This window comes from Chryseobacterium sp. T16E-39 (genome assembly GCF_002216065.1).
Classification (GTDB): Bacteria; Bacteroidota; Bacteroidia; order Flavobacteriales; family Weeksellaceae; genus Chryseobacterium.
This window is the reverse complement of the sequence record NZ_CP022282.1, coordinates 4786507-4808878: the sequence shown is the minus strand read 5'-3', so window position 1 is coordinate 4808878 and position 22372 is coordinate 4786507. Positions and strand designations below refer to the sequence as shown.

The 22372-nt window shown below is 34.5% G+C and carries 23 protein-coding genes; 12 read left to right on the top strand and 11 right to left on the bottom strand.

Going from position 1 to position 22372, the window contains the following annotated elements; genetic code table 11:
• Positions 1-9: 9 nt before the first annotated feature.
• The 7 genes from trpB to CEY12_RS21805 all read left to right on the top strand — a co-directional run bounded on the left by trpB (position 10) and on the right by CEY12_RS21805 (position 6194).
• Positions 10-1188: a tryptophan synthase subunit beta gene (gene trpB, locus CEY12_RS21835; protein ID WP_089029971.1), complete on the top strand. Its 1179-nt coding sequence runs from the start codon at positions 10-12 to the stop codon at positions 1186-1188.
• Between the two features lie 134 nt (positions 1189-1322).
• Positions 1323-2057: a tryptophan synthase subunit alpha gene (gene trpA, locus CEY12_RS21830; protein WP_089029669.1), complete on the top strand. Its 735-nt coding sequence runs from the start codon at positions 1323-1325 to the stop codon at positions 2055-2057.
• Positions 2058-2136: 79 nt separating this feature from the next.
• On the top strand, positions 2137-2862 hold the full coding sequence (gene lipB / locus CEY12_RS21825; RefSeq protein WP_089029668.1) for a lipoyl(octanoyl) transferase LipB: 726 nt from the start codon (positions 2137-2139) through the stop codon (positions 2860-2862).
• Between the two features lie 18 nt (positions 2863-2880).
• Entirely contained in the window at positions 2881-3252 is a 372-nt protein-coding gene (locus CEY12_RS21820) for a hypothetical protein (protein WP_089029667.1), read from the top strand.
• A 272-nt stretch (positions 3253-3524) separates the two neighbouring features.
• Positions 3525-4562: a serine hydrolase domain-containing protein gene (locus CEY12_RS21815; protein ID WP_089029666.1), complete on the top strand. Its 1038-nt coding sequence runs from the start codon at positions 3525-3527 to the stop codon at positions 4560-4562.
• A 287-nt stretch (positions 4563-4849) separates the two neighbouring features.
• Entirely contained in the window at positions 4850-5812 is a 963-nt protein-coding gene (locus CEY12_RS21810) for a protein-glutamine glutaminase (RefSeq protein WP_157676881.1), read from the top strand.
• A 73-nt stretch (positions 5813-5885) separates the two neighbouring features.
• Positions 5886-6194, top strand: a complete 309-nt coding sequence (locus tag CEY12_RS21805) for a hypothetical protein (protein WP_157676880.1) — start codon at positions 5886-5888, stop codon at positions 6192-6194.
• Between the two features lie 3 nt (positions 6195-6197).
• Here CEY12_RS21805 and CEY12_RS21800 read toward each other — a convergent pair whose 3' ends face one another.
• Together CEY12_RS21800 and CEY12_RS21795 are read right to left on the bottom strand one after the other, a co-directional pair.
• The gene (locus tag CEY12_RS21800) at positions 6198-6950 is read right to left on the bottom strand and encodes an SDR family oxidoreductase (protein WP_089029663.1); all 753 of its coding nucleotides are present in this window, start codon (positions 6948-6950) and stop codon (positions 6198-6200) included.
• 96 nt (positions 6951-7046) lie between these two features.
• Positions 7047-8264, bottom strand: a complete 1218-nt coding sequence (locus CEY12_RS21795) for an MFS transporter (RefSeq protein WP_089029662.1) — start codon at positions 8262-8264, stop codon at positions 7047-7049.
• 208 nt (positions 8265-8472) lie between these two features.
• On the opposite strand from CEY12_RS21795, the gene CEY12_RS21790 reads away from it, so the two are divergent.
• From CEY12_RS21790 to CEY12_RS21780, 3 genes are all read left to right on the top strand, one after another.
• Positions 8473-9105: an NAD(P)H-dependent oxidoreductase gene (locus CEY12_RS21790; RefSeq protein ID WP_089029661.1), complete on the top strand. Its 633-nt coding sequence runs from the start codon at positions 8473-8475 to the stop codon at positions 9103-9105.
• A 33-nt stretch (positions 9106-9138) separates the two neighbouring features.
• Positions 9139-9573, top strand: coding sequence for a MarR family winged helix-turn-helix transcriptional regulator (locus CEY12_RS21785; RefSeq protein WP_089029660.1), 435 nt, complete (start codon positions 9139-9141; stop codon positions 9571-9573).
• Positions 9574-9782: 209 nt separating this feature from the next.
• A complete protein-coding gene (locus tag CEY12_RS21780) occupies positions 9783-10511 on the top strand; it encodes a hypothetical protein (RefSeq protein ID WP_089029659.1) in 729 nt (242 codons plus the stop codon).
• Between the two features lie 13 nt (positions 10512-10524).
• Here the strand turns inward: CEY12_RS21780 and def are convergent, their stop codons facing one another.
• The 9 genes from def to CEY12_RS21735 form a co-directional block, all read right to left on the bottom strand.
• Positions 10525-11154, bottom strand: coding sequence for a peptide deformylase (gene def / locus CEY12_RS21775; RefSeq protein ID WP_089029658.1), 630 nt, complete (start codon positions 11152-11154; stop codon positions 10525-10527).
• A 32-nt stretch (positions 11155-11186) separates the two neighbouring features.
• Complete coding sequence (locus CEY12_RS21770) at positions 11187-12059, bottom strand: ChaN family lipoprotein (RefSeq protein WP_089029970.1); 873 nt, start codon at positions 12057-12059, stop codon at positions 11187-11189.
• Positions 12060-12305: 246 nt separating this feature from the next.
• Positions 12306-13334, bottom strand: coding sequence for a hemin-degrading factor (locus tag CEY12_RS21765; RefSeq protein ID WP_089029657.1), 1029 nt, complete (start codon positions 13332-13334; stop codon positions 12306-12308).
• Positions 13335-13344: 10 nt separating this feature from the next.
• Positions 13345-13995 (bottom strand): class I SAM-dependent methyltransferase, encoded by a 651-nt coding sequence (locus tag CEY12_RS21760; protein WP_089029656.1) that lies wholly within the window; start codon positions 13993-13995, stop codon positions 13345-13347.
• Positions 13996-13997: 2 nt separating this feature from the next.
• Positions 13998-14771, bottom strand: coding sequence for a heme ABC transporter ATP-binding protein (locus tag CEY12_RS21755; protein WP_089029655.1), 774 nt, complete (start codon positions 14769-14771; stop codon positions 13998-14000).
• The gene (locus tag CEY12_RS21750) at positions 14771-15811 is read right to left on the bottom strand and encodes a FecCD family ABC transporter permease (RefSeq protein WP_089029654.1); all 1041 of its coding nucleotides are present in this window, start codon (positions 15809-15811) and stop codon (positions 14771-14773) included. The genes CEY12_RS21755 and CEY12_RS21750 overlap by 1 nt, the downstream gene beginning before the upstream one ends.
• Entirely contained in the window at positions 15795-16676 is an 882-nt protein-coding gene (locus tag CEY12_RS21745; protein WP_089029653.1) for a hemin ABC transporter substrate-binding protein, read from the bottom strand. Before CEY12_RS21745 ends, CEY12_RS21750 begins: the two co-directional genes overlap by 17 nt.
• Before the next feature lie 22 nt (positions 16677-16698).
• Entirely contained in the window at positions 16699-17814 is a 1116-nt protein-coding gene (locus tag CEY12_RS21740) for an HmuY family protein (RefSeq protein ID WP_089029652.1), read from the bottom strand.
• Between the two features lie 13 nt (positions 17815-17827).
• The gene (locus CEY12_RS21735) at positions 17828-19930 is read right to left on the bottom strand and encodes a TonB-dependent receptor plug domain-containing protein (protein WP_089029651.1); all 2103 of its coding nucleotides are present in this window, start codon (positions 19928-19930) and stop codon (positions 17828-17830) included.
• Between the two features lie 94 nt (positions 19931-20024).
• Here CEY12_RS21735 and CEY12_RS21730 point away from each other — a divergent pair, with 94 nt between their 5' ends.
• Together CEY12_RS21730 and CEY12_RS21725 are read left to right on the top strand one after the other, a co-directional pair.
• Positions 20025-20792, top strand: a complete 768-nt coding sequence (locus tag CEY12_RS21730) for a T9SS type A sorting domain-containing protein (RefSeq protein WP_157676879.1) — start codon at positions 20025-20027, stop codon at positions 20790-20792.
• A gap of 208 nt (positions 20793-21000) precedes the next feature.
• Entirely contained in the window at positions 21001-22290 is a 1290-nt protein-coding gene (locus CEY12_RS21725; protein ID WP_089029649.1) for a T9SS type A sorting domain-containing protein, read from the top strand.
• Positions 22291-22372 lie beyond the last annotated feature (82 nt).

The following is a 22372-nucleotide window of genomic DNA, read 5'->3' as shown; positions in this document are numbered from 1 at the left end:
ACAATGAAAATGAATTATAAAAATCCTGATCAAAACGGATACTACGGCGAATTCGGCGGTGCTTTCATCCCGGAAATGCTATATCCCAATGTAGCAGAACTTCAAAAGAACTATCTTGAAATTATTGAGTCCGAAGAATTCCAGACGGAATATCAGGATTTGTTAAAAAATTATGTGGGAAGAGCTACTCCGCTTTATTTTGCCAAAAATTTAAGTAATAAATATCAAACCCATATTTATTTAAAAAGAGAAGACCTTAATCATACCGGAGCTCATAAAATCAATAATGCTCTGGGACAGGTTTTATTGGCAAAACGTTTGGGAAAAACAAGGATCATTGCTGAAACAGGAGCCGGACAGCATGGAGTTGCTACCGCTACAGCCTGCGCTTTGCTTGGTTTGGAATGTATTGTTTATATGGGCGAAGTCGATATCCAGAGACAGGCCCCTAACGTTGCAAGAATGAAAATGCTGGGAGCCGAAGTCGTTCCTGCAACTTCCGGATCCAAAACACTGAAAGATGCAGTGAATGAAGCTTTAAGAGACTGGATCAACAATCCTGTAACCACCCATTATGTAATAGGAAGTGTGGTTGGTCCCCATCCTTTTCCCGATTTAGTCGCAAGATTTCAAAGTATTATATCAAAGGAAATTAAGGAACAGCTTTATGAGCAGGCCGGAAGAGAAAATCCGGATTATGTGATTGCCTGTGTCGGTGGTGGCAGTAATGCGGCAGGAACTTTCTATCACTTTGTAGAGGAAAAAGATGTAAAAATTATCGCCGCAGAAGCAGGAGGCTTTGGAATCGAATCAGGAAAATCAGCAGCGACTACTTTCCTTGGAACTTTGGGTGTTTTACATGGCAGCAAAAGCCTTGTCATGCAGACCAATGATGGTCAGGTGATAGAGCCCCACTCTATTTCTGCAGGTTTGGATTATCCCGGAATAGGACCTTTTCATGCCCATTTATTTAAAGAAAAACGCGCGGAATTTTTCAGTATTAATGATGATGAAGCTTTACGATCAGCTTTTGAACTTACAAAACTGGAAGGAATTATCCCAGCACTGGAAAGCTCTCACGCTCTCGCTGTTTTAGATAAAAAGAAATTTAATGAAAACGATATTGTTGTAATCTGTCTGAGCGGACGTGGTGACAAGGATATGGAAACGTATTTAGCTAATCTTTAATTTGTAAAATGTAAAAGTATTTATGTAAAATGATTTTGGTAGTTGTAAGGAAGTAATAAACCTATTTATCAGATACAACATCAACAATCAAGAATACATTTTACGTGAATACACTAATACAACTCTAACCCCCTATGAAAAAACTCAACATATACTTCACCGCAGGTATTCCACAGTTGGAAGATACTGCCGATATTATACAACTGATACAGAATTCCGGAGCTGATATGATGGAAATCGGAATGCCCTATTCGGATCCCGTTGCTGATGGGCCTGTTATCCAGAAAGCGCATGAACTGGCATTACAAAACGGAATGACCATCGAAAAGCTTTTGTCACAATTAAAATCTATTAAAGACGAAATTAAAATTCCGATCATCTTAATGGGCTATATTAATCCGGTCTTAAGCTTTGGTTTTGAAAATTTCTGTAAAGAATGTTCAGAAAGCGGCGTTTCAGGATTAATTATACCAGATCTCCCTCCTATTGAATTTGAAAAGAACTATCAACAGATCTTGAAGAAATATAATCTCAATTTCACATTTTTGATTACTCCCGAAACTTCAGATGAAAGGATCTTATATCTGGATTCTTTAAGTTCAGGCTTTCTCTATGCTGTAAGTTCCTCATCCACAACAGGAAATAAAAATGCTGTATTAAAAAATGAAGACTACCTTTCAAGGATAGCATCTCTTTCATTAAAAAATCCGGTAATGATTGGTTTTGGAATCAAATCCAAAGAAGATTTTGAAAACGTAACCGAAAAAGCAGATGGTGGAATTATAGGAACAGCATTCGTTAATGTTTTACTGCAAAGTAAAGATTGGAAGATCGATGCCATAGATTTTATAAATTCAATAAAGAATTAAAAATCACTAAATTTGTATGTCAAAAAATGGTTGGAATTATGATTCCCTATAATCATTAAAAAGAAATCGACATCCACACATGAATACAAATCAAAATAAAGTAGTAGAATTCGAAGATTTAGGTATTAAAGATTATCAGTCCTCATGGGATTACCAGGAAAAACTGATGAAAGATATCATTGATACCAAAATAAAAAATCGTGATTTACCTGCTGAACAGCATATGATCACTCCCAATCATTTACTTTTAGTTGAACATCCTCACGTTTATACTTTAGGAAAAAGTGGACATGAAGAAAACATGCTTGCGGGCATCGATAAATTAAAAGAGATTGACGCTACTTTTGTGAAAGTCAATCGTGGTGGAGATATTACTTATCATGGTTTTGGTCAGGTTGTGGGGTATCCTATTTTAGATCTTGAAAACTTCTTCACAGATATTCATTTGTACATGAGAAATCTGGAAGAAGTGATTATCAGAACCATCGCCGAATATGGACTTAAGGGAGAGCGTTCTCAGGGAGAAACAGGCGTTTGGCTGGATCCTGGAAAACCTTATGCAAGGAAGATCTGTGCCATGGGGGTAAAAGCTTCCCGTTGGGTGACTTTACATGGTTTTGCTCTGAATGTCAATACCGACATGCGTTATTTTGAATATATCATTCCTTGTGGTATTAAAGACAAACAGGTCACTTCTTTAAAAAGAGAATTGGAAAGAGAACTTTCTGCACAAGAAATGGAAGATATAAAATCTAAGATCACGAAGCATTTTGCTGATGTTTTTGGAGCTGAGCTTAAAAATTAATAATCTCTTTCTACATACGTGGAAAACAATCACATCGAATTAGAGGCTGGAATCGAGAGGAAAATTAAAATTTCCTTTGCTGTTTTCTTTGCAGTTATTATTAGTTTCATTGCTATTTATGAATATTTTTATGGAGAAAAAGATACAAAAAGACAGATTTTGTATTGGGAAAATCACGTAAAAGTCATTGATATTTATAATAACAAAGAACAACATAACTTTCCATATGTAAAATACTCCAACGGAAAAAGAGAACCTCTAGAATTTTCTTATAAAATTGGTGATTCCATTTCAAAAAACAAAGATGATTCTATCGAGTATATTTTCAGAAATGGAGAAATAATTGAAAATAATTTATTTGAAAGATACAGGAAAAGGTTTGATCCTTAAAGAATGATTAATTGCGTTCGTTTTGTCATTCTGTAGGAATCTAGACTTTTATATCTAAGACAAGCTGAGATTCCTGCGGAATGACAAGGTGTAGTTGAAACTGTAACACATTAATTAAATCCACCAACTTAAATCCATCAGCTTTTTTCACACTTCAATAAAATTTTGAAAATTTTATGTGTCATTTTAATTTTAAAATTTATTTTTGAATATTGGTACCTTTCTTTGGTAACCTATTTTAAATAAACTTTAATCTTAAATCCGAAAACTTAATGAAACCAGCTGCTCAATTCTTTTTTTACTTTCTAGTATTCTTTTCGCCTTCTTATATCTACGCACAAAAAGACGATTACACAAAAAAGATTGACAGTTTAATTGAGATCAAGAGTCCCAAAAAATTCAATGGTGTTATTTTAGTGACACAAAACGGGAAAATCAAATATTCCAGAGCACATGGCGTAACTAACATTAAAAAGGGAACTCCTTTGAAGCTGGATGACCAGTTTGAAATCATGTCCAATACCAAACAAGTCACTGCAGTTCTGTTGTTGAAAGAAGTGGAAAAAGGAAAAGTTGATTTACAGTCTCCCATAAAAAAATATCTTCCTTCTTTAACCCAGCCATGGGCAGATTCGGTTACGGTCCATCAATTATTGAATCATACCCACGGAATTGTAGATCTTGACAAACCATTAGCTTTTAAACCTGGCAGCGATTTCAAATATGGTAACCTCTCGAATATCCTTCTAGGTAAAATCATTGAAAATACAAGCCACAAAACGTATTCTGAATTGGCCAATGCGCTCTTTCGGGAACTCCAAATGAAAGATACTTTTTGCTATAACAAAGCAAATATAAAACGTCTTGTTTCAGGACATATCAGTAATGATAAAGGATTGACGGTAGTTGAAAATTCATTTATCAACGATGAAAATATGCCGGCAGACGGAGTAATTACTACCACAAAAGATTTAGCTGTTTGGAACAGCCTGCTTCATAAGGGCAAAATCTTAAGTCCTAAAACCTATGCATTAATGACCACTCCATCGGTCATGTCAGAACATGATGTATTCGGAAAAGGAAAAATGGGTTATGGATATGCAATCCGCATTGTAAAGGATCATGAAATCAATTATTTTGGGCATACCGGTTTAGGAGATGGTTTTGCATCATTAAATGTTTATATTCCCTCTTCGGATATCAGCATCGTTATCATGGAAAATCAAATGAGCGAAAGCAGCGATCTGTACTACTATTTTGAAAAATCAATCAGAGATATCATATTACAAAGTAATCTGATTAAGAAATAATAAACAGATCATACCCTATATATTGTACAATTGAAGATTCTGATTTCCTAAACCTATCACTTTTTTATTGAGATATAAAAAAGACAAATTCACTATTATCACTTAACGAAACAGCATTTTTTTGATAAAAAAACAATACAATTGTTTCAGATAATTTGTTTTTTTTCAAAAATAACTTGTTTATATTCAATTTTTTGTTAATTTTATTTTCACCAAAAAGTGAAGTAATTCACAAAAAAATAGTCAAATTAAAAAAACTTTTTGTTCAACCACAAATTACAATTACTATGAAAAACTTGTTTTTATCAATGATGGCCTTCGTGACCATCTTAACATTTAATTCGTGCTCGGATTCTAAAGATGCCCAGGACGTAAACGGAAAAGAAAAAACGACCTTAAACAATGCTTCTTTGAAAGATTTCGGAAAAACTGTTCCGGTAGGGATAGAAGAGGAAAACGGAATCCTGAAAGTATCATTTATTCTAAGTGCACAATTCTACGAGATTAAGCCTACAAAAGAAAATGAACAGTACATCGGTATGATCAGACAAGCGGTAAAAACTGAATCACCGATACAAGTTTTCCTGAAAGGGAATACCAATGAAATAGGGAAAGTAGAATCAGTGGGTCAGGAAGATGTAAGATATTTCAAATCGATCTTAACAAAAGAAGAAAGGGTTACAACTAACAAGCTGGCCAGCGTTATTCCAGATGTAGCTACATTAAACTCTTTATTTAACCAGATCAAAAATCAGTCTTGTGGTACTTCTACTGCTTCTTCACCTTGTATCACATTCAGATATCCGGTAGATGGATGCTATGCAAGAGCTCATAAAATGAGACAAATTTTAATCAATAATGGTTACGACTGCGAAAAACAGTTTGTATATGGAAACCTAAAAGCATCTACCGGTACCTGCTGTGTAGGGTGGAATTATCACGTAGCTATTTTAGTAAGCTATAAAAATGCTTCAGGGGTGACTGAAAAAAGAATTATCGACCCCTCATTATTTTCAAGCGGTCCTGTAACGGACACGGCATGGAGAAATGCATGTGTTAACACATCTTGTGGTTCAGCATCAGTTTCTTCTTATACCAACACTGCTGGAAATGTATACTACAGAAGTCCTAGCAATTCTTACCTGTATGATAACAATTTAATCAATACGAACTGTGTACTGACTAAGTTTTCATCACTTTCCGGCTGCTCTCCTTCACCGGCTCCGGATGTGTCAGCTTGTGGATTCTAGTCAATTTAATAATTTTACAGCACCTATCAGTTCATAGAAGAATGAATAGGTGCTGTTATTTAATCTCTTTTTTATGAAAGCATGGACATTTATATTATTCCTATTTATGATAACATCTTGCTCTGGTAGTTCAGGTTCGCAGAACTTAACCTGGTACAAAAATGCCACCATCAGTCAAATTACCGAAGACCCTGATCATCCGGAAACTTTTCTTCGTGTTTCCATTGGAATCAGTGCACAGGTTTTTTATATCTCAAAAAAAGATCCTTCCTACGAATCTATTCTTGCGAAATTAAATCTGAGTTTAAAACAGGGTAAAACATTTAATATTGGTATTGAGAATAAGACCAATATAATTAGACAGGTGGATGAAATTAAATAAGCCCTATCTTATTACAGAAATTCCTGCATCTACTTTTATTTCTGCTCCATGAATGTAAGAAGCTCCCTCTGAAGCAAGAAAGAGTACGGTGTTGGCTATTTCCGAAGGATCTCCCTGTCGTTTAAAAGGAATTGTTGGAATAATATGTTGAACAGCCTCTTCAATTTGTTCTTCATTTAATCCCGTATTATTAAAAATATTGGTTTTTATATGTCCCGGGCTCACTCCATTCACCCGGATTCCTTTTTCTACTAATTCGGTTGCAAAAGTTTTAATAAAAGACTGTACAGCAGATTTTGCAGCAGAATAAATTGAGAAATTAAACATTGAGATCTCAGTGGCCACAGAAGTATTAAAAATAACTGAACTTCCCCTTTTCATCAATGGCAAAACCTGTTGAACGGTAAAAAAGGGTCCTTTTACCAATATGTTGAAAAGTTCATCGAAATCCTCGCCATCAACATTTTCAATCGGCTTAAACTTTCCATAACCGGCATTGGCAAACACAAGATCTATTCTTTCTGTGTATTTTCTTACCTCATCCTGCAAGCTCATCAGGTCTTTCATATTACCTGCATTGGATACAATTCCAAAGGCTTTATCTCCTAACTGCTTTACACCTTTTCGAACTGTTTCTTCACTTCTTCCCGTTATGATCGCATTTCCACCTTCGTCAATAAATTGCCGGGCAACTGCATATCCCATTCCGTTTGTTCCGCCTGTTATTAAGGCAAATTTGTCTTTAAATCTTTGCATACTATTTTGTTTAAAATTCTAAGACAAAGATTGGAATATCCATTGTTTAAGGAAATCCGAAACTTGCGGAGTTGAGATTATTTTAAATAAATTGACTCATTTCTTTAGCCTCATCAAAGACGGAGTCATAAACGAAACTATACCTACTACGAAAATAACAGATCCTAATATAACGAAAGTACTGTTGACACCTATCGAGTCGGCAACAAACCCTGTACATACAAGACCTATGACCGTTGGTAAAACTTCAATACTGAAATACATTGAAAACACACGGCCCAAATGACCTGGCTGTACTTCTTCCTGTACAATAGCCGTAAATCCGGCACTGTAAAAAGAAGCAGCAACACCTCCAAGACCGGTCAGCAAAACAAAAAATACGAAACTTCCCGGCGATAACAAGCCTGACCAAAGAAAAGCAATTCCAATCAGGATATGAGACAGATTTACAATGACTACTTTATGGATGGAAAACTTCCATATTCCCAATATCCCACCTCCTATCAGTGCTCCTACTCCCCAGACCGTTTCAACAATACTCATCTCAAATTTTCCGCCATGAAAATGTTCAATGGTCATCAGAGGAAACAGAACAGAAATGGGCATAATACAAAACCCAGCAATAATCGAATATAGAAAGAGAAAAGTTAATCCCTTATTTCTGATCACTTCTTTAAGCCCACTTTCCATGTCTTTCCATACACGGAGTACATTTGATTGTTTGTCACTCTCTTTTTGGGGAGAAGGTATTGAAATGAAAAGCAGAGAGGAAATAGCCAAAACAGCTCCACCAATATCCAGAAGCAATACATTTCCAATAGACAATAATCCGATAGCTAGGGCCCCAAGAGCCGGACCGGCAATATTGGACACAGATTTTATAATCTGATTGATTCCTGCAATACGCAGCAATTCAGACTTTGGAGCTAAAAGCGGTATGGTTGCCTGCATTGCCGGCATATGAAATGCTGAACCTACAGAGCGTAATCCAAGTATTATATAAACCAGCTGCAGATTTTCATACCCTGAATAGAAACTTATAGACATCACCAATGTACATAAAGCAACAAATCCATCAGCAAAAATCATTGTTTTCTTCCGGTCCCAACGATCCACATAAACTCCTGCAAATGGACCAATCAAAGCCTGAGGAAGCAACCCTGCAATGGCTGCATAGGCTAATACTTCTGCAGATCCTGTCTTCAAACTTAACCATATAATAATTGCAAAACCTACAGCTGAACTGCTTATCAGCGAAAAAAATTGTCCGGTCCATAAAAAAGCAAATTTCCTTTTCCAGTGATGATCTATCATGTTATTCTTTTAGATTAAAGGCAAAGGTAAAGTAAAACAACAATAAAACAACTATTTTGTTGTTTTATTGTCTATAGACACTCTCTATCATATTGTAAAATATAATCTTTTAAAATAATATTGTACGCAATTTAATTTACACTACCTTTGTCAAGATAAAAGATGAAAAATTAATCTTACAAAATTATTTCATTAAAAAAGTAGAACAATGTCATTAATAGAAAATTTAAACTGGAGACATGCGGTAAAAGCATATGACCCATCAAAAAAAGTATCTGAAAAAGATTTAAATACAATTTTAGAAGCAGCTAGACTTGCTCCTACCTCATCAGGCTTACAGCCTTTTCGTATTATTGTTGTAGAAGATCAGGAATTGAAAGAGAAAATGGTTCAGGGCGCTTTAAATCCTGAAGTAATGAGAGATTCTTCTCATGTCCTGGTATTTGCTGCCTGGGATAGCTACTCCACTGAAAAAATAGATCAGGTTTATGATCTTCATACTGATGTAAGAGAATTGCCAAGAGGACGTTTTAATAGCTATACCGATCAATTAAAAACTATGTATAATGCTCAAACTCCTGAGGAGCATTTTCAACATACTGCACGCCAGACTTATATTTCTTTAGGACTTGCTTTAGCGCAGGCTGCAGAGTTAAAAATTGACAGCACTCCTGCAGAAGGATTCAGTAATGAAGTAGTGGATGAAATTCTTGGGTTAAAAGAATTAGGATTAAAGAGTGTCAGTCTTTTATATCTCGGATACCGGGATGAAGCAAAGGACTGGTTATCTTCGATGAAGAAGGTACGTATTCCTATGGAAGAATTTATCATTAAAAAATAAATAAAAATCCCGAACTTTCCCGTTTTAATTATCATGGAAAATTCAGAATCTTTAAAATTAGAAAATCAGATTTGCTTTCCTCTTTACGCGATAGCAAAAGAGATTACAGGACTTTACCGCCCTTTTTTGGATGAACTTGATATTACTTACCCACAGTATTTGGTAATGATGGTTCTTTGGGAACAGGATGGTCTTCCCGTTACTCATATCGGAGAAAAACTTCTTCTTGATAGTGGCACATTAACTCCTTTACTGAAGAGGCTGGAGAATAAAGGCTTCATTTCAAGAAACCGAAAAAAAGAGGATGAAAGAGTGGTACAGGTTTTTCTAACGGAAAAAGGAAACATACTGAAAGAAAATGCGTGCGGTGTTCCCGATAAGATCATGAAAAAAATAAATGTTCAGCCTGAAGATCTATTACAGCTGAAAGATTCAATCAATAAGATTTTAAGCAAGATCGAAAAATAGTATCAACAGGTACATCATAAAAAATGGCAGCCATTGTAAGGCAGCCATTTTTTATTTTACTTTTTGAAAAGCATCCACTTTAATCTACTTATTTTTCTCAATCAATATACCAATTGCTTTTTTTAATACTTTAGCTATATTAAAAATATTTCTTAAAACATATCCTTCATTCAAATTAAAAATACAAATTACTTTTCCCTTAAACTATTATGAAACGAATTACCTCAATTCTAATTTTATTATTTACACTAATTTCCTGCAGAAAAGAAAATAATCTAGGTTTTAATTCTTCTGAAGAAAGTACACAATCGGTACTGAAAAAATTCCCAATGATTGATAAAAAACTAGAAAAAGTAAGAAAGTTAGATCTAGATTCCTTATCTATAACACTTTATAAAAATCCTGAAAAAGAAGATTATGATGAAATCTTAGTTTTCGAAAAAAAACAAAAATTTTATTCAATCCCATTTTTTTCAAATATGTATTTTGATTATTGGCATTTCACAAACGAACCTCAACCTCAACTTTACCCGAAAACAAATACAACTTTTGAAAAGCAAATGAAAACCTTGGTTAAAGAATTAAATCTAAGACCAGAAGAATTTCAGTTGATAATAAAAGAGTTAATGGGGAACATTTTAAACACGGAAACTAATCTTTATTTAAAGCCAAAAATTTTTGAAAATTATATTTATTCTACATACAGAGTTGACAAATATAAAATTGATGAATCAGACTCCTGTATGATCAGAACAAAGAAAATTTTCAATCATATAATGGATGAATCAAAGAAAATACCTCAATATAATCAATTTTTTCTAGATTCTGAAAATGGCAGGGTTTATGAATTTACAAATGATTCTAGAAAACGGGGTGAATTAAAATTTAAAATCAAAACATATAGAATCGATTGCTTTTCATATATATTAAGCATTTAAAACCTCGTAATTCCTATTTTATTTTTGAATCATCTTTTTTATAAGTATCCACTTTCAAATAAGAATTATTTTTATCCTTCTCTTTTTTATCAGAAATTAAGATTCCAAAAAGATGGTCAATCTCATGCTGGAAAATAACCGCTGTAAAACCTTCTACAATTTCTGAGTACTTCTGACCTTTCAGATCCGCATATTCCAGCTGTATCACTTTACTTCTGTAAAACTGATCTCTGAATTCAGGTATTGATAAATCGCCCTCAGGTCCGAGATTTTGTAATTCCGATCTCCATACAATCACAGGATTTATGAAATATTCTAATGGGTTATCTTTCTTATCGAAACGCTGAACCCATATGATCTTACGATTAATTCCAACCTGTGGGGCTGCAATTCCTACTCCTCCATCTGTTGTCAGAAGTGATTCTTTCATTCTTTTAACCAATGTTACCGTATTGGGATCAACCGGATCAATTTCAGTAGAAAGGTTAAGCAATGTTTTATGTTGAACAGCATCTGTCGTCTGATAAATGGGTAATGCAGCATTGATATCCCCCTGATTGATTATGGCAAGCTCATTTGGTGTTATTTTTTGAGCATTCGTCCAAACAGCGAAATAAAGTAGCAGGAAAGATAGTTTTTTCATTTTTTACATTGTACAGCTTTTAATAATCAAAATTAAAAAGTTTTCGTCATATCAGCTGGAATAATCAGATTGAAATCTGTTGGGATGTATTCCTTTTCCGGAACTTTCAATGCAGGATCTTCAGATTCAAAAACAGAGATCACTGCCATTTTTAATTTGGGATTCTTTTGTTTGATATACCAATAGGTTCCTCCAAATTCTTTGCTGTGATAGTTCCCATTATAATGGATGAAGGTTTTTCCTGCCTGAATATTTTTCAGAATAGATTCAGCCATGGTAGCATCTTTGGTAGCCTGCGCTGAGATAAAGTTCATTACTTTGGTACCTTCTGCATGGTCACCCATCATTTTTTTCATTTCAGGATAACCGGGGGTGTCCAAAGTTACTTTGATCGGGAGCTGGGCTATATAGGTTTTCTCCTTTGCCGTTAATTTATTTAAAGATTCCAATCCCTCTTTTGCCGTTTGTGAAGCATATCGTCTTGGAATATTCGTTGCGATGAAATTCAGTTTTTTATCTTTAGCAAAATCAACCAACGGTTTGTAATCAGTTGCATAATTATTCCATAATCTTGCTGAATCTTTCAAGGTCTTAGCATCAAACTTTCCACTTAAATACTGGTTCAACTGTGATTGATTATCTCTTTCAAACATTTCAGCACCCAAGATAATCTGTCCGTTTTTCTTTTCATATAAAGCTTCTGTTAGTTTCAACTGAAGCCAGTGATTAATAGAACTGTTGTGATTTTCACCAAAGAAAACCACATCATAATCCGCCAGTTCTTTTACTAACTTGTCTGTCTCTATTTCATTTCCTTTTTTATCATAGAACTGATAAGCCTTTAAGTTTTGAGCATTAGCGATACTAAAACTTATGAGTAGAAGTGCGATGAAAATATTCTTCATTTTAATTAATTTTTGGTTAAAGGCGAAAGGGCCGAAAGGCAAAATCGCTAAATTGCTGATTCGTGAAACCACTCATTTGTAAAATCGTAAAATCACAAAATTGTCGATCTGCTTTTAGCCTTTTTGCAATTTCGCCTTTCGCGATTTTACTATTTTACAATTTAGCAATTTAGCAATTTAACAACTAAAAAAAAGACCGCTCTGATTTACAAAAAACAAAACGGTCTAAATCAAATCATCTAACTATTACTTTTCCAGTCCTGCTACAAGGTCTTTCCACTCTTGTAATTCAGGAATTCCAGGTTTTCTTTTTCCAAAGAACTGAACGATGAAATCTCCTTCACTATTAAACACCTCAATAGCTGTTACTTCTCCATCTTCAGTTGGTTTTTTAACAATCCAGGCTTCTGTAATTTTAGTTACATCTAAATGCAGGTTAAAATCAGGATCCATTACATTAAACCACTGCTGGTGCCAAAGGGTCTTTTTCACGTTTCCGGTATGGATCTGGATAATCCCTCTGTTTCCTACGAAAGCCATGATTGGAACATTCTTTTCAGAAGCATCTTCAAGAATGTTTACCACTTTTGCATTATCTATTTTTTTAGCAAATCCTTCCGGAGCTAATCTTAAAGCCTGAGTTCTGCTTACCCCGAATTTTCTTGTCATCATGAAAAACTCATGAGTATCTTTTAATTCAATCCAAGCTTTTTTGAACCCTTCAGCATCAATTTCAGAATCTGGTTTTTCAGCTGGTTTTGGTGCGATCGCCTCAAAAGTGAAAACTTCATTTTGATCTTCTGCCTTATATTTTTCAACAATAGCTTCAAATGCACTTTCATTGCTGTCTTTTGTTAAATAGATCTTGTGAAGAGCCAAGCCGTCTTTTCCAAAGAACTGAAGACTTTTCTTATCTCCCTCTACTACAGCAAAAGCAAATTTCCAAGAATTAAGGAAAATTCTAAGATCGATGTCTTCACCAACAAAAAGCTGGGCATGAGGGCTGCTGAAATCACCATTTAAATAAGTCCCTTTTCTCTCATGAACACATTCGTCGTTGCGTGTAAGTGCCATTACTTTTCCTAATTGTTCTACTTCGGTAAGGACATTCTGAAACTCCGGCTTTAAAACCGTTACTCCTTCACCGATATTAGTTACCAATAAATCAGCTTCGCTTACACCCAACTGTAAAGCAGCATTTCTTATTCTTATATGTGGATTTTCTGCTTTTAGAGCGTCCCACTTTTCTCTTAATTCGTTAACTAATGTGCTCATTTTATTTATTCTATTTTTTTATGGTTAAAACTGTATAAATTCTATGTATTGTTTCGTTTCCTGATTTACTTTGTATGTCTTCTTCTTTTTCTGAGATCTTCATTCTCTTGAAATGGCTTTGGGAAACTAATTCTTCCATTTCGCTATTGCTGTACATGGTAAAATTATATTCTGTAAACGGCAGAGTTTCCATGAATCTTCTCTGTCCGAAAGTAAGTACGAAGGTTCCGTCATCTTTTAAAACCCTATAAATTTCATTAAGAAATGTTACGGGGTCTTCCCAGAAGTATACGGTATTGACCGTAAATATTTTATCAAAAATCTTATCCTTAAATGGAAGCTTTTTCCCTTCGTATAGTACAAATTCAGCTTCGTTCGCAAATTCTTTATTTAATCTTTTAGCTTCTTCATGCATGGTTTCAGAAATATCAATCCCCGTATACCTGATATTTTTTGCTTTATCAAAAATATTTCTCAGGTGACCTGCATTTCCGTGTCCTATTTCAAGAATATATTCATCATCTTCTATCAGTAGTGTCTTGATACTTTCCGATGTCATACTGATATTGGTGGCATTCATCATTTCGCCTATCTCAATGCCTTTTTCTCCTTGAGGATTGGCTAAGTTTTGAGCCAGAATTTTAAGTTCATCTTTTTCCATGGTTATCCAAAAATGATCATTGGGTTATTCGTAATTGGGTGATCACAAATGGTACACGGGAAATTGTAAGCATTGCTTATATTTTCAGCAGTAAAAACTTCCTGTGGTGTTCCATAAGCTGAAACCCGTCCTGATTTCATTAATAATATTTTATCAGCATACTGAGCTGCTAAATTTAAATCATGTAAAACGACAATGGCACTGTTTGCTTTTTTAGTAAAATTCTTTATTATTTCCAGTGCTTTATACTGATGCTTAACGTCGAGATTATTCAGAGGCTCATCCAGGAATAATAGCTTATGAGCAATTTCATTTTGCAATTGTGCCAGCACTCGTGAAAGATGAACCCGTTGCTTTTCACCACCAGATAAAGTGTTATATTCTCTATCTTTCAAATGATAAACATCTGTTTCATACATCATATTATTCATCGCTTCCAAATCCTCTTTTCGGGGTTGTGCATCGAAATAAGGATATCTCCCCATCATCACAACATCTTTTACTTCCAGAGGAATATCATTGCTATTGTGTTGAGAAAATTTGGCTTTATGTTTTGCTAATTCTATAACATTCCATTCAGAAATGGATTTGTCTTTGAATAAAACTTTCTGTTTTCCTGATTTTATTTCATTCGCTAAAACACTTAACAGGCTGGATTTCCCTGCACCATTGGGTCCTACAATAGCTAAAAACTCACCATATCCCAATGAGACATCCACTCCATCAAGAATATGAAATTCTTTATGTTTATAGCTGATCTGATGTGCCTTTATCATTAAAGTGATTTTTTAAATTTAATTAAAATAGCTATAAAGATCGGTCCTCCCATTAATGCAGTAAGAATGCCGATCGGTAATTCTGAAGGTTCTACTATACTTCGGCTGAATGTATCAGCTGTTAAAAGCAAAACACTCCCACATACCGCAGACAATGGCAGTATAAATGCATAATTAGACTTGAACAACAACCTTAAAATGTACGGTACAATAAGACCCACAAAGCCTATCGTCCCGGAAAATCCTACTGAAGTTCCAACCATTAATGCAACAATAACGATGATCTGTTTCTTAAGTCTTTCGACATTAATCCCTAAATGCTGAGCATCTTTCTCTCCTAACATCATCGCATTCAATGCTTTTCCTTTTGGTATTAAAATTACATAAGAAATAATCAAAACAATACCTAAAACAATATTCTTCGTCCAGGTGGCTGCTGCCAGACTTCCCAGATTCCAGAAAGTTAAATCTCTCAATTGCTCGTCTTTTGAAATGTAAATCAAAAAACCCGTGATTGAAAATCCAATGGCGGTGATAGCTACTCCTGTAAGCAACATCATGACCACATTTGTTTTTCCACCACTTGTAGAAATCCGATACACCAGCATCATGGATAGAAAAGCTCCTATAAAAGCAGAAATACCTACCAATGAAAATTGTATTACCTCAGGAAGATATTGTTTGAAATACCCTCCTAAAACAATGGCAATAGCAGCAAGTAGTGTTGCTCCGGAAGTCAGTCCTATTAAATCTCCCGTCGCTAATGGATTTTTGAAAAGCCCCTGCAAACCTGTTCCTGAGACTGCCAGCATGCTTCCAATTAAGATTGCCATGATGATTCTTGCAGCACGAACATCCCATATCACATATTTATCGCTAAGCGATACATTTTCATTTCCTTTTATAACCTCCCACAAAATTTTATACGGAGAAGCTCCGTTAAAATTATAAACCCCTGTATTAAGTGACCATACTGCTATAATGACAAGCAGTATGGTACTTATAGTTAAATAAAAGTATAGTTTACTTTGTGTTTTCAATTAATAGTTTGTTTAATCCTACTGCAGCCTCTCCTACTCTTGGTCCGAAACCTGAAACCAGGCCTCCATCCATAGCAATAATCTTTTTATTTTTACCGGCATTTGTCTGAGAAACACCTGGCATTTTAAGAGCCCCTTCATTTCCACCAGCTCCTTCTAATCCTGATGAGAAGAAGAATAATACATCCGGATTAGCTTTTACAACAGCCTCAGGAGTCAATGGTTTGAAATCTTCGAATTCTGTCACAGCATTTTGTCCTCCTGCAAGAGTAATCAAAGCATCCATGGGTGTTTTTGTCCCGGAAACCATCAACATGTTTCCTCTCGCGTAGATAAACAATACTTTAGGCTTTTTAGCAAGAGGCTGAACCTGCTTCAAATCAGCATCAATTTTATCATTTAATTTCTGATAATCTGTATTACCGATAGCTTTTGCAACCTGTTCGATTAATTTTTTAGTTCCTTCAACAGAATATTCCTGTTTGAAAACTTCAGCTTTAATCCCTGATGATTTAATTTTTCCCATTAATTCAGGATTGATATCTTTATCAGACGCCAATATTAATGTAGGATTTACCGCCATAATAGGCTCGATCGTTATTGATCTTACATGGCCTAAATTTTTAGCTGTTGTCTTTAAACTTTCAGGATATGTACTTGTAACGTCGGTTCCTACAATTTCTTTTTCGTGACCTAAAGCACTTACAATTTCCGTAATTCCACCGCTTAATGTTACAATTTTGTTATTGCTTTTTGGTGTTTCAGAGGAAACAGCCTCTGTTGTATTTTCTTGTTTAGCTCCTTCTGCCTTTTTGCAAGAATATACTGCTAAAAGCACGGATACCACTAAAACTATTTTCTTCATGATATACTATTTATTTGATTTATTATAAAGGTTCGAATTCGAAGCTGGCATGTCCACGGTTTCCTTGAGGGTCTTTCATTTTATTAAACCTTAGTTTAAAATAGAAACCTTCAGCATCTTTTAATACAAAGAAACGATCAGCATAAACGAAAGCACCTGCAACGTCACTGGTTCCGGTAGTCGTCCTCCACTTATCTCCGATTGCTCTTTGATCATTAGAAACAAGCTTGGTAGGATCTACGTTACTTAGCTTAAATGAATTATATGCCTGATCTAAACTACCCGTAACTGTCACCTGATAAGCACTTACTCCACTAGTTATATTGGTAATAATAAAATCAGCATAGAAATAACTTCCTGCACTCAATCCTGTTGCAGGATCTACCACTTCATTAGTAAAAGTAGTAAAAGCCAAATCCCAATTCTTTTTCTTTGGTTGAATATTAGCAGGAGTTCCAGTCTTAAGATTGAAAAAATTAAAATTATACTCAGTATCTTTCGTTATAATATATTCTTGATAATTCAAATCATTTAAATCTGCATATCTGATTTTATATCCATTGGGAGCTCTTAAAATTTGAATTTTTTTCCATCCTCTTGGATCAGATGACAATGAAACAGAACCTGCTGCGATGTTAGAATTTGGATCAGCTAAGTTTCGACCTAAATTAACCAGATAAATGGGATTATCAGCATCATTTTCTTTTATGGCATCAATACCCGAAGATTGAGTCAAAAAATTACCATTAGGATTATCCACATATTGCATATTCGCAGGATTAAATGTTCCCACCTGAACAATTCCCTTAAGATTAGCGACATCAGATTCTTTCACGGCATTAATATTAGTTGCATTAGGAATTTTTGCAACCGCCATCGCCAAAGAACCGTTTAAAATGACTCTATAGTCGTCTCCTGTGTAAAATGCAATGTCCCAGTCTGTTCTTTTGTTGGTAGTAAGCTTTTTTGAATCGCTAAGATCTATCCAGACTTGATCAGATTCTGTCGGTCCACCGACATCAGCATCAATTACTGAACCTGTAATTGGTGGCACTTGAACAGGATCTTCATCTGCTGAAAGACATGATTGTACAGCAATTATGATGAATAGAAATGAAAATATCTTTAAAAACTTCATGATATGTTTATTTTTAGAATTGATACATTAATCTTGCGAAATAGCTTCTTCCGTAATATAAGTTCAGACGATCAGAACCAGCACTATGAGCATTCCCCCCATTGGCAGTAGTATTAATTGAAGTTACATCAAAGATGTTTTTAACCCCTACAGAAAGTTCAAGCTGATTCTTCCAAAACGGCTGGCTTACAATAAAGTCCATCATGTGGAATCCATCGTTTTTTCCCAAACGGAAAGAGTTTTCTTCTAATACATATAATCTTGAGGGACCTGTATATTTATAATAAAGGTTGAATCCTGTACCACTATTTTTCAGTTTGTAAGAAACATTAGCTCCTGCCTGGAAATTATATTGAAAATCAGTTGGAGAACTAATATCCATATCTTGTTTTGATACAGAGATTCCGTTTAATGAAGTTCTTAACCCCAAAGTAAACTGATCCTTTACAATGTTAGCATTTGCCGCAAATAAAAGACTTCTGTAAGTATCAATATTCATATATTTATATGTAGAAGGCCTTTTTATCATTACCATTTCAATTTTATCCTTAAGATCAACATACAAGGCCTCCAAACTGTAATTGAATTTCCATCCATCGCCTATAGGAAAACCTTGATCCCAGAATGCCCCGATAGAATATCCTTTTTCAGGATTAAGATCCGGATTTCCCTGGATATCATGATTTACATTCACAAAATAAGTAAATAACTCATCATAGGTAGGATATCGATTAGCTGTTCCGAAAATACCTCGGAGATTTGAATTTTCAGATGTCTTTAAACGAGCTGAAAGTGAGTAATTAAATTGATTATCAAATTTATTACTTAATGATAACCTTGCTCCCGGTCTTAATGAGAATTTATCTGATACATTCCATTCTGCTGAAATAAAATTACCATAAGTGAAAATTTTTCTTCGGATATTCTCTCCATTAAATTCACCTGCTATTAGCGCTGCTGAACCATTGGTATGATCTAATTCATAACCCAGCTGGAAATCAAATTTCTTATTATCTAAAAAATTACTGAACATCCCTCTTGAATAGAATACATCTGTTTTGTAATAAGACCTTTCATCAAAATTTGTATCTCTTGCTCTGCTAGGTATATCATAAACATAATCAAAATACTTCCTGTCCTGATTCTGATAAGAAAAGTCTCCTGTATAACGAATCCCACCTAAATTAGTCTGAACATTCAGCTGATGAAGCCAGCGTTCTGTATTATATTCCCGGTCGGTACTTGTATAAGTTACACCACCCTGCCCATCATTGAGAGAAATTCTCTCCACTTTTGGATTATAAAAATTAAATTTCTCACTTAGATAGGATACCTTATAAAAAATTGAAGTCTTATTTTTAGTATATTTAATTAAGCCGGTTGCCTCATATTGGTCTTTAGGATTCCATTCAAGACCTCTTTTATTATCCTGTCCATAATATTTATATCCCTCACTGTTTCCCTGATATCCCATAAACTGATTATGGTTGAAGCTGATATTCGTAAACCAGTGATCATTAAAATTATATCCAACATTGACGTTCTGAATGTGTCTACCCTTACCTCTCTTTCTTAAGTCATAACCATCTCTAACTGTTTCTTCCTGTACAGCTGCTCTGATACTTAATTTTTTACTACTGCTCTTTTTTGTAATAATATTGATAACTCCAGCCAACGCCCCATTACCATATTCAACCCCCATGCTTCCTTTCACAATTTCTATCCGCTCAATATTACTCAAACTGATTTTGGTAAGATCAATATTGCTTCCCAAACCAGTATCTCCTACTACAGGGATATTATCTATCAATATTTTCACATAGTCTCCACCCAATCCCATAATATTCGCGGTAGAATTTCCGGAATTTGTATTTGGTGTAATTTGTATGTTTAAGGTTTGGTTAAGAACATCAGCAGCATTAGTAGCCGCCATATTTTTTATTTGCTCTGCATCAATTACCTCAACTTTATAAATAGATTTATTAATGGATTGCTGCATATATTGTCCCGTAATGACAACTTCTTCTATTTTTTTTTGATTTAGAGAATCTTTTTCCTGTGCATTTATCCACAAGACCGTGGATAATGAAAGTATAGAAAGCACCTTCTTCTTCATAAACGCAAAATTTTCGACAAATATAATGCTTTATTTAGAACAGTTAAAAATAATTTATTACTTTTGTCAAATAATTCTAAATAAAAATAAAGTTATGAACATAAAACTACTTTTTGGAGCTTTGCTATTTTCAACAATTACTGCTACTGCACAAGTAGCAACGATTAATGAAAATTTCTCTACTTTCTCAGGAGCCTCTCTTCCTCAAAATAACTGGACTTCTAATAGACCAAGTCCATATGCGCTAGTATCACCTAATAATTTTGTTCAAGCTTATAGTTCTACAGATATTGTAAATCCAACATATATCATCACTCCAGAACTAATCATAATTAATGGGACACAAACATTAAAATTTGATTCTCAAATCTCTACAGGTTCTTTTCCTGGAGCTGCAGGAACCATACAGGTTGGAACTGTAAACAGTGCTGGTGATGCATCTTCTTTTGTTGCTATTACAACTCCGGTTGCATTACAATCAACTTCTCAAACTTATACATATACAATTCCTGCAACATCCGCAAAATTTATAGCATTTAAGATTCAGCCATCAACTATACATTCTGCATTTCAGATTGATAATGTGATCTTTGCTCCAACCTCTACTTTAGCAATCTCTGACAATCTTAAACCAGATAACATTATTAGATTCGCTGTCAACACAGAAAATACTGCTTTACAATTTGTAGCTAAAAAAGATCCAAAAAATATTCAGGTTTATTCGGCAGCAGGACAAAAAGTAGCTGAGGGAAAATTAAATAATCAAAGATTTGATATCAGCAGACTACAAACAGGTATTTATTATATCGCTATCCAAACTGCTGAAGGAACAATAACACAATCAAAATTTATAAAAAAGTAAGATTTATTAGATATTACCTTACATTTTATTAAGGCTGGCTTTTCTAAGTCAGCCTTTTTTATTTACAAAAACACCCGAAACACTCATCAATACAGAGATGTTAATAAAAATTAAAATAAAAACACGATAAAAATCATGTTTTTATTTAGAATCATTAAAAATAAAAACATATTTTTGTAGAATAATTCTAAATAACAACAATAAGGAGATGAGAACAAAACTACTTTTGGCTTCAATGTTTGCATTGAGTGTTCAGCAGACAGTACTGGCACAAACAGATGCTAATGGATACAGTACCGTGAATTTAACAACTGGAGCGGATTACCAAAATCGTGTATTTTTTGATTTTAGTGCAAACAATATTGTATCTCAACCCGCTAATACCTGGGATATTGCCTTCTTTCGAAATTCAAGTATGAGTTTTGGGACAAGAATTAATGATGCCCAAAGAGTAGAAGTCTATCAGGCTTCTGCAGTACCAGCAGAATGGGATAATATCAATATTGCCAATATAGCGTCGTGGGGACCTATTTTGTATAATCCGGATCAAACCACTTCTATTCAGGAAGGAGCATTTGAACAGGGATCTGCAGCCTATGGCTGGGGTGATTACAATGGTGCAACTCATCATATAGATGGAAAAGTAATCTTTGTATTAAAGTATACCACTGCGACTAATACAAACACCTATATTAAATTTATGATCACCGATTACTTCGGTGGGTATACTTTTAAGTATTCAAAATGGAACGGAACAGCTTGGGGTACTACACAAACCAAAACTATAGCTAACGGAGCAGATGATGCTTACTTCAATTATTTCTCATTCGCAACAGAAGACAAGGTAGCTAACCTTGAACCATCAAAGGCTAATTGGGATCTTATGTTTACAAGATACTGGACTGACTACACTTATCCTGGGGGATCCATGATGTATAAAATGGCTGGGGTTATCCAAAATCCATCGGTTACTGTAGCAAAAGTACAACCTGAAACGCAGGCAACACCTACTTCCAACTTACCGGCAGCTGGAGCTTTTTCAAATAAAATTACCGCCATCGGTCATTCATGGAAGCCTGTTTCAGGGGTTTACAACGATGCTGTTTATTATGTAAAAAGAGGATCTGAATATTACAGAATGTATTTCATCTCCAATGAAGGTGCTACTACAGGTAATATGTATTTCAAGTACAAAAATATTACAGCAACTTTAGGGGTTAAAGAGATTGGTACAAAAGCATCTTTTGGTATTTATCCAAACCCAACAGGAGCTGATAAAAAAGTAACAGTTCTGTTTGATGTAAAAGAAAAAGCAAACAGCAAAGGAAATATTGAAGTATATGACCTTTCAGGAAAACAAGTTTATAAGGCTGAATTAACGAATCAATCCGGTTTTTATAAGCAAGACCTGAACTTATCTACCCTTACTTCAGGAACGTACCTTGTTAAAATAACTTATGGTGGAAACACAGAAACCAAAAAGTTAATTGTAAAATAATTTCAATTTTAAATTTTAATACTTTCTATTTTTTCTAAAAAAGGCTGTTTACAATCGTAAGCAGCCTTTTATTATCTTTCTT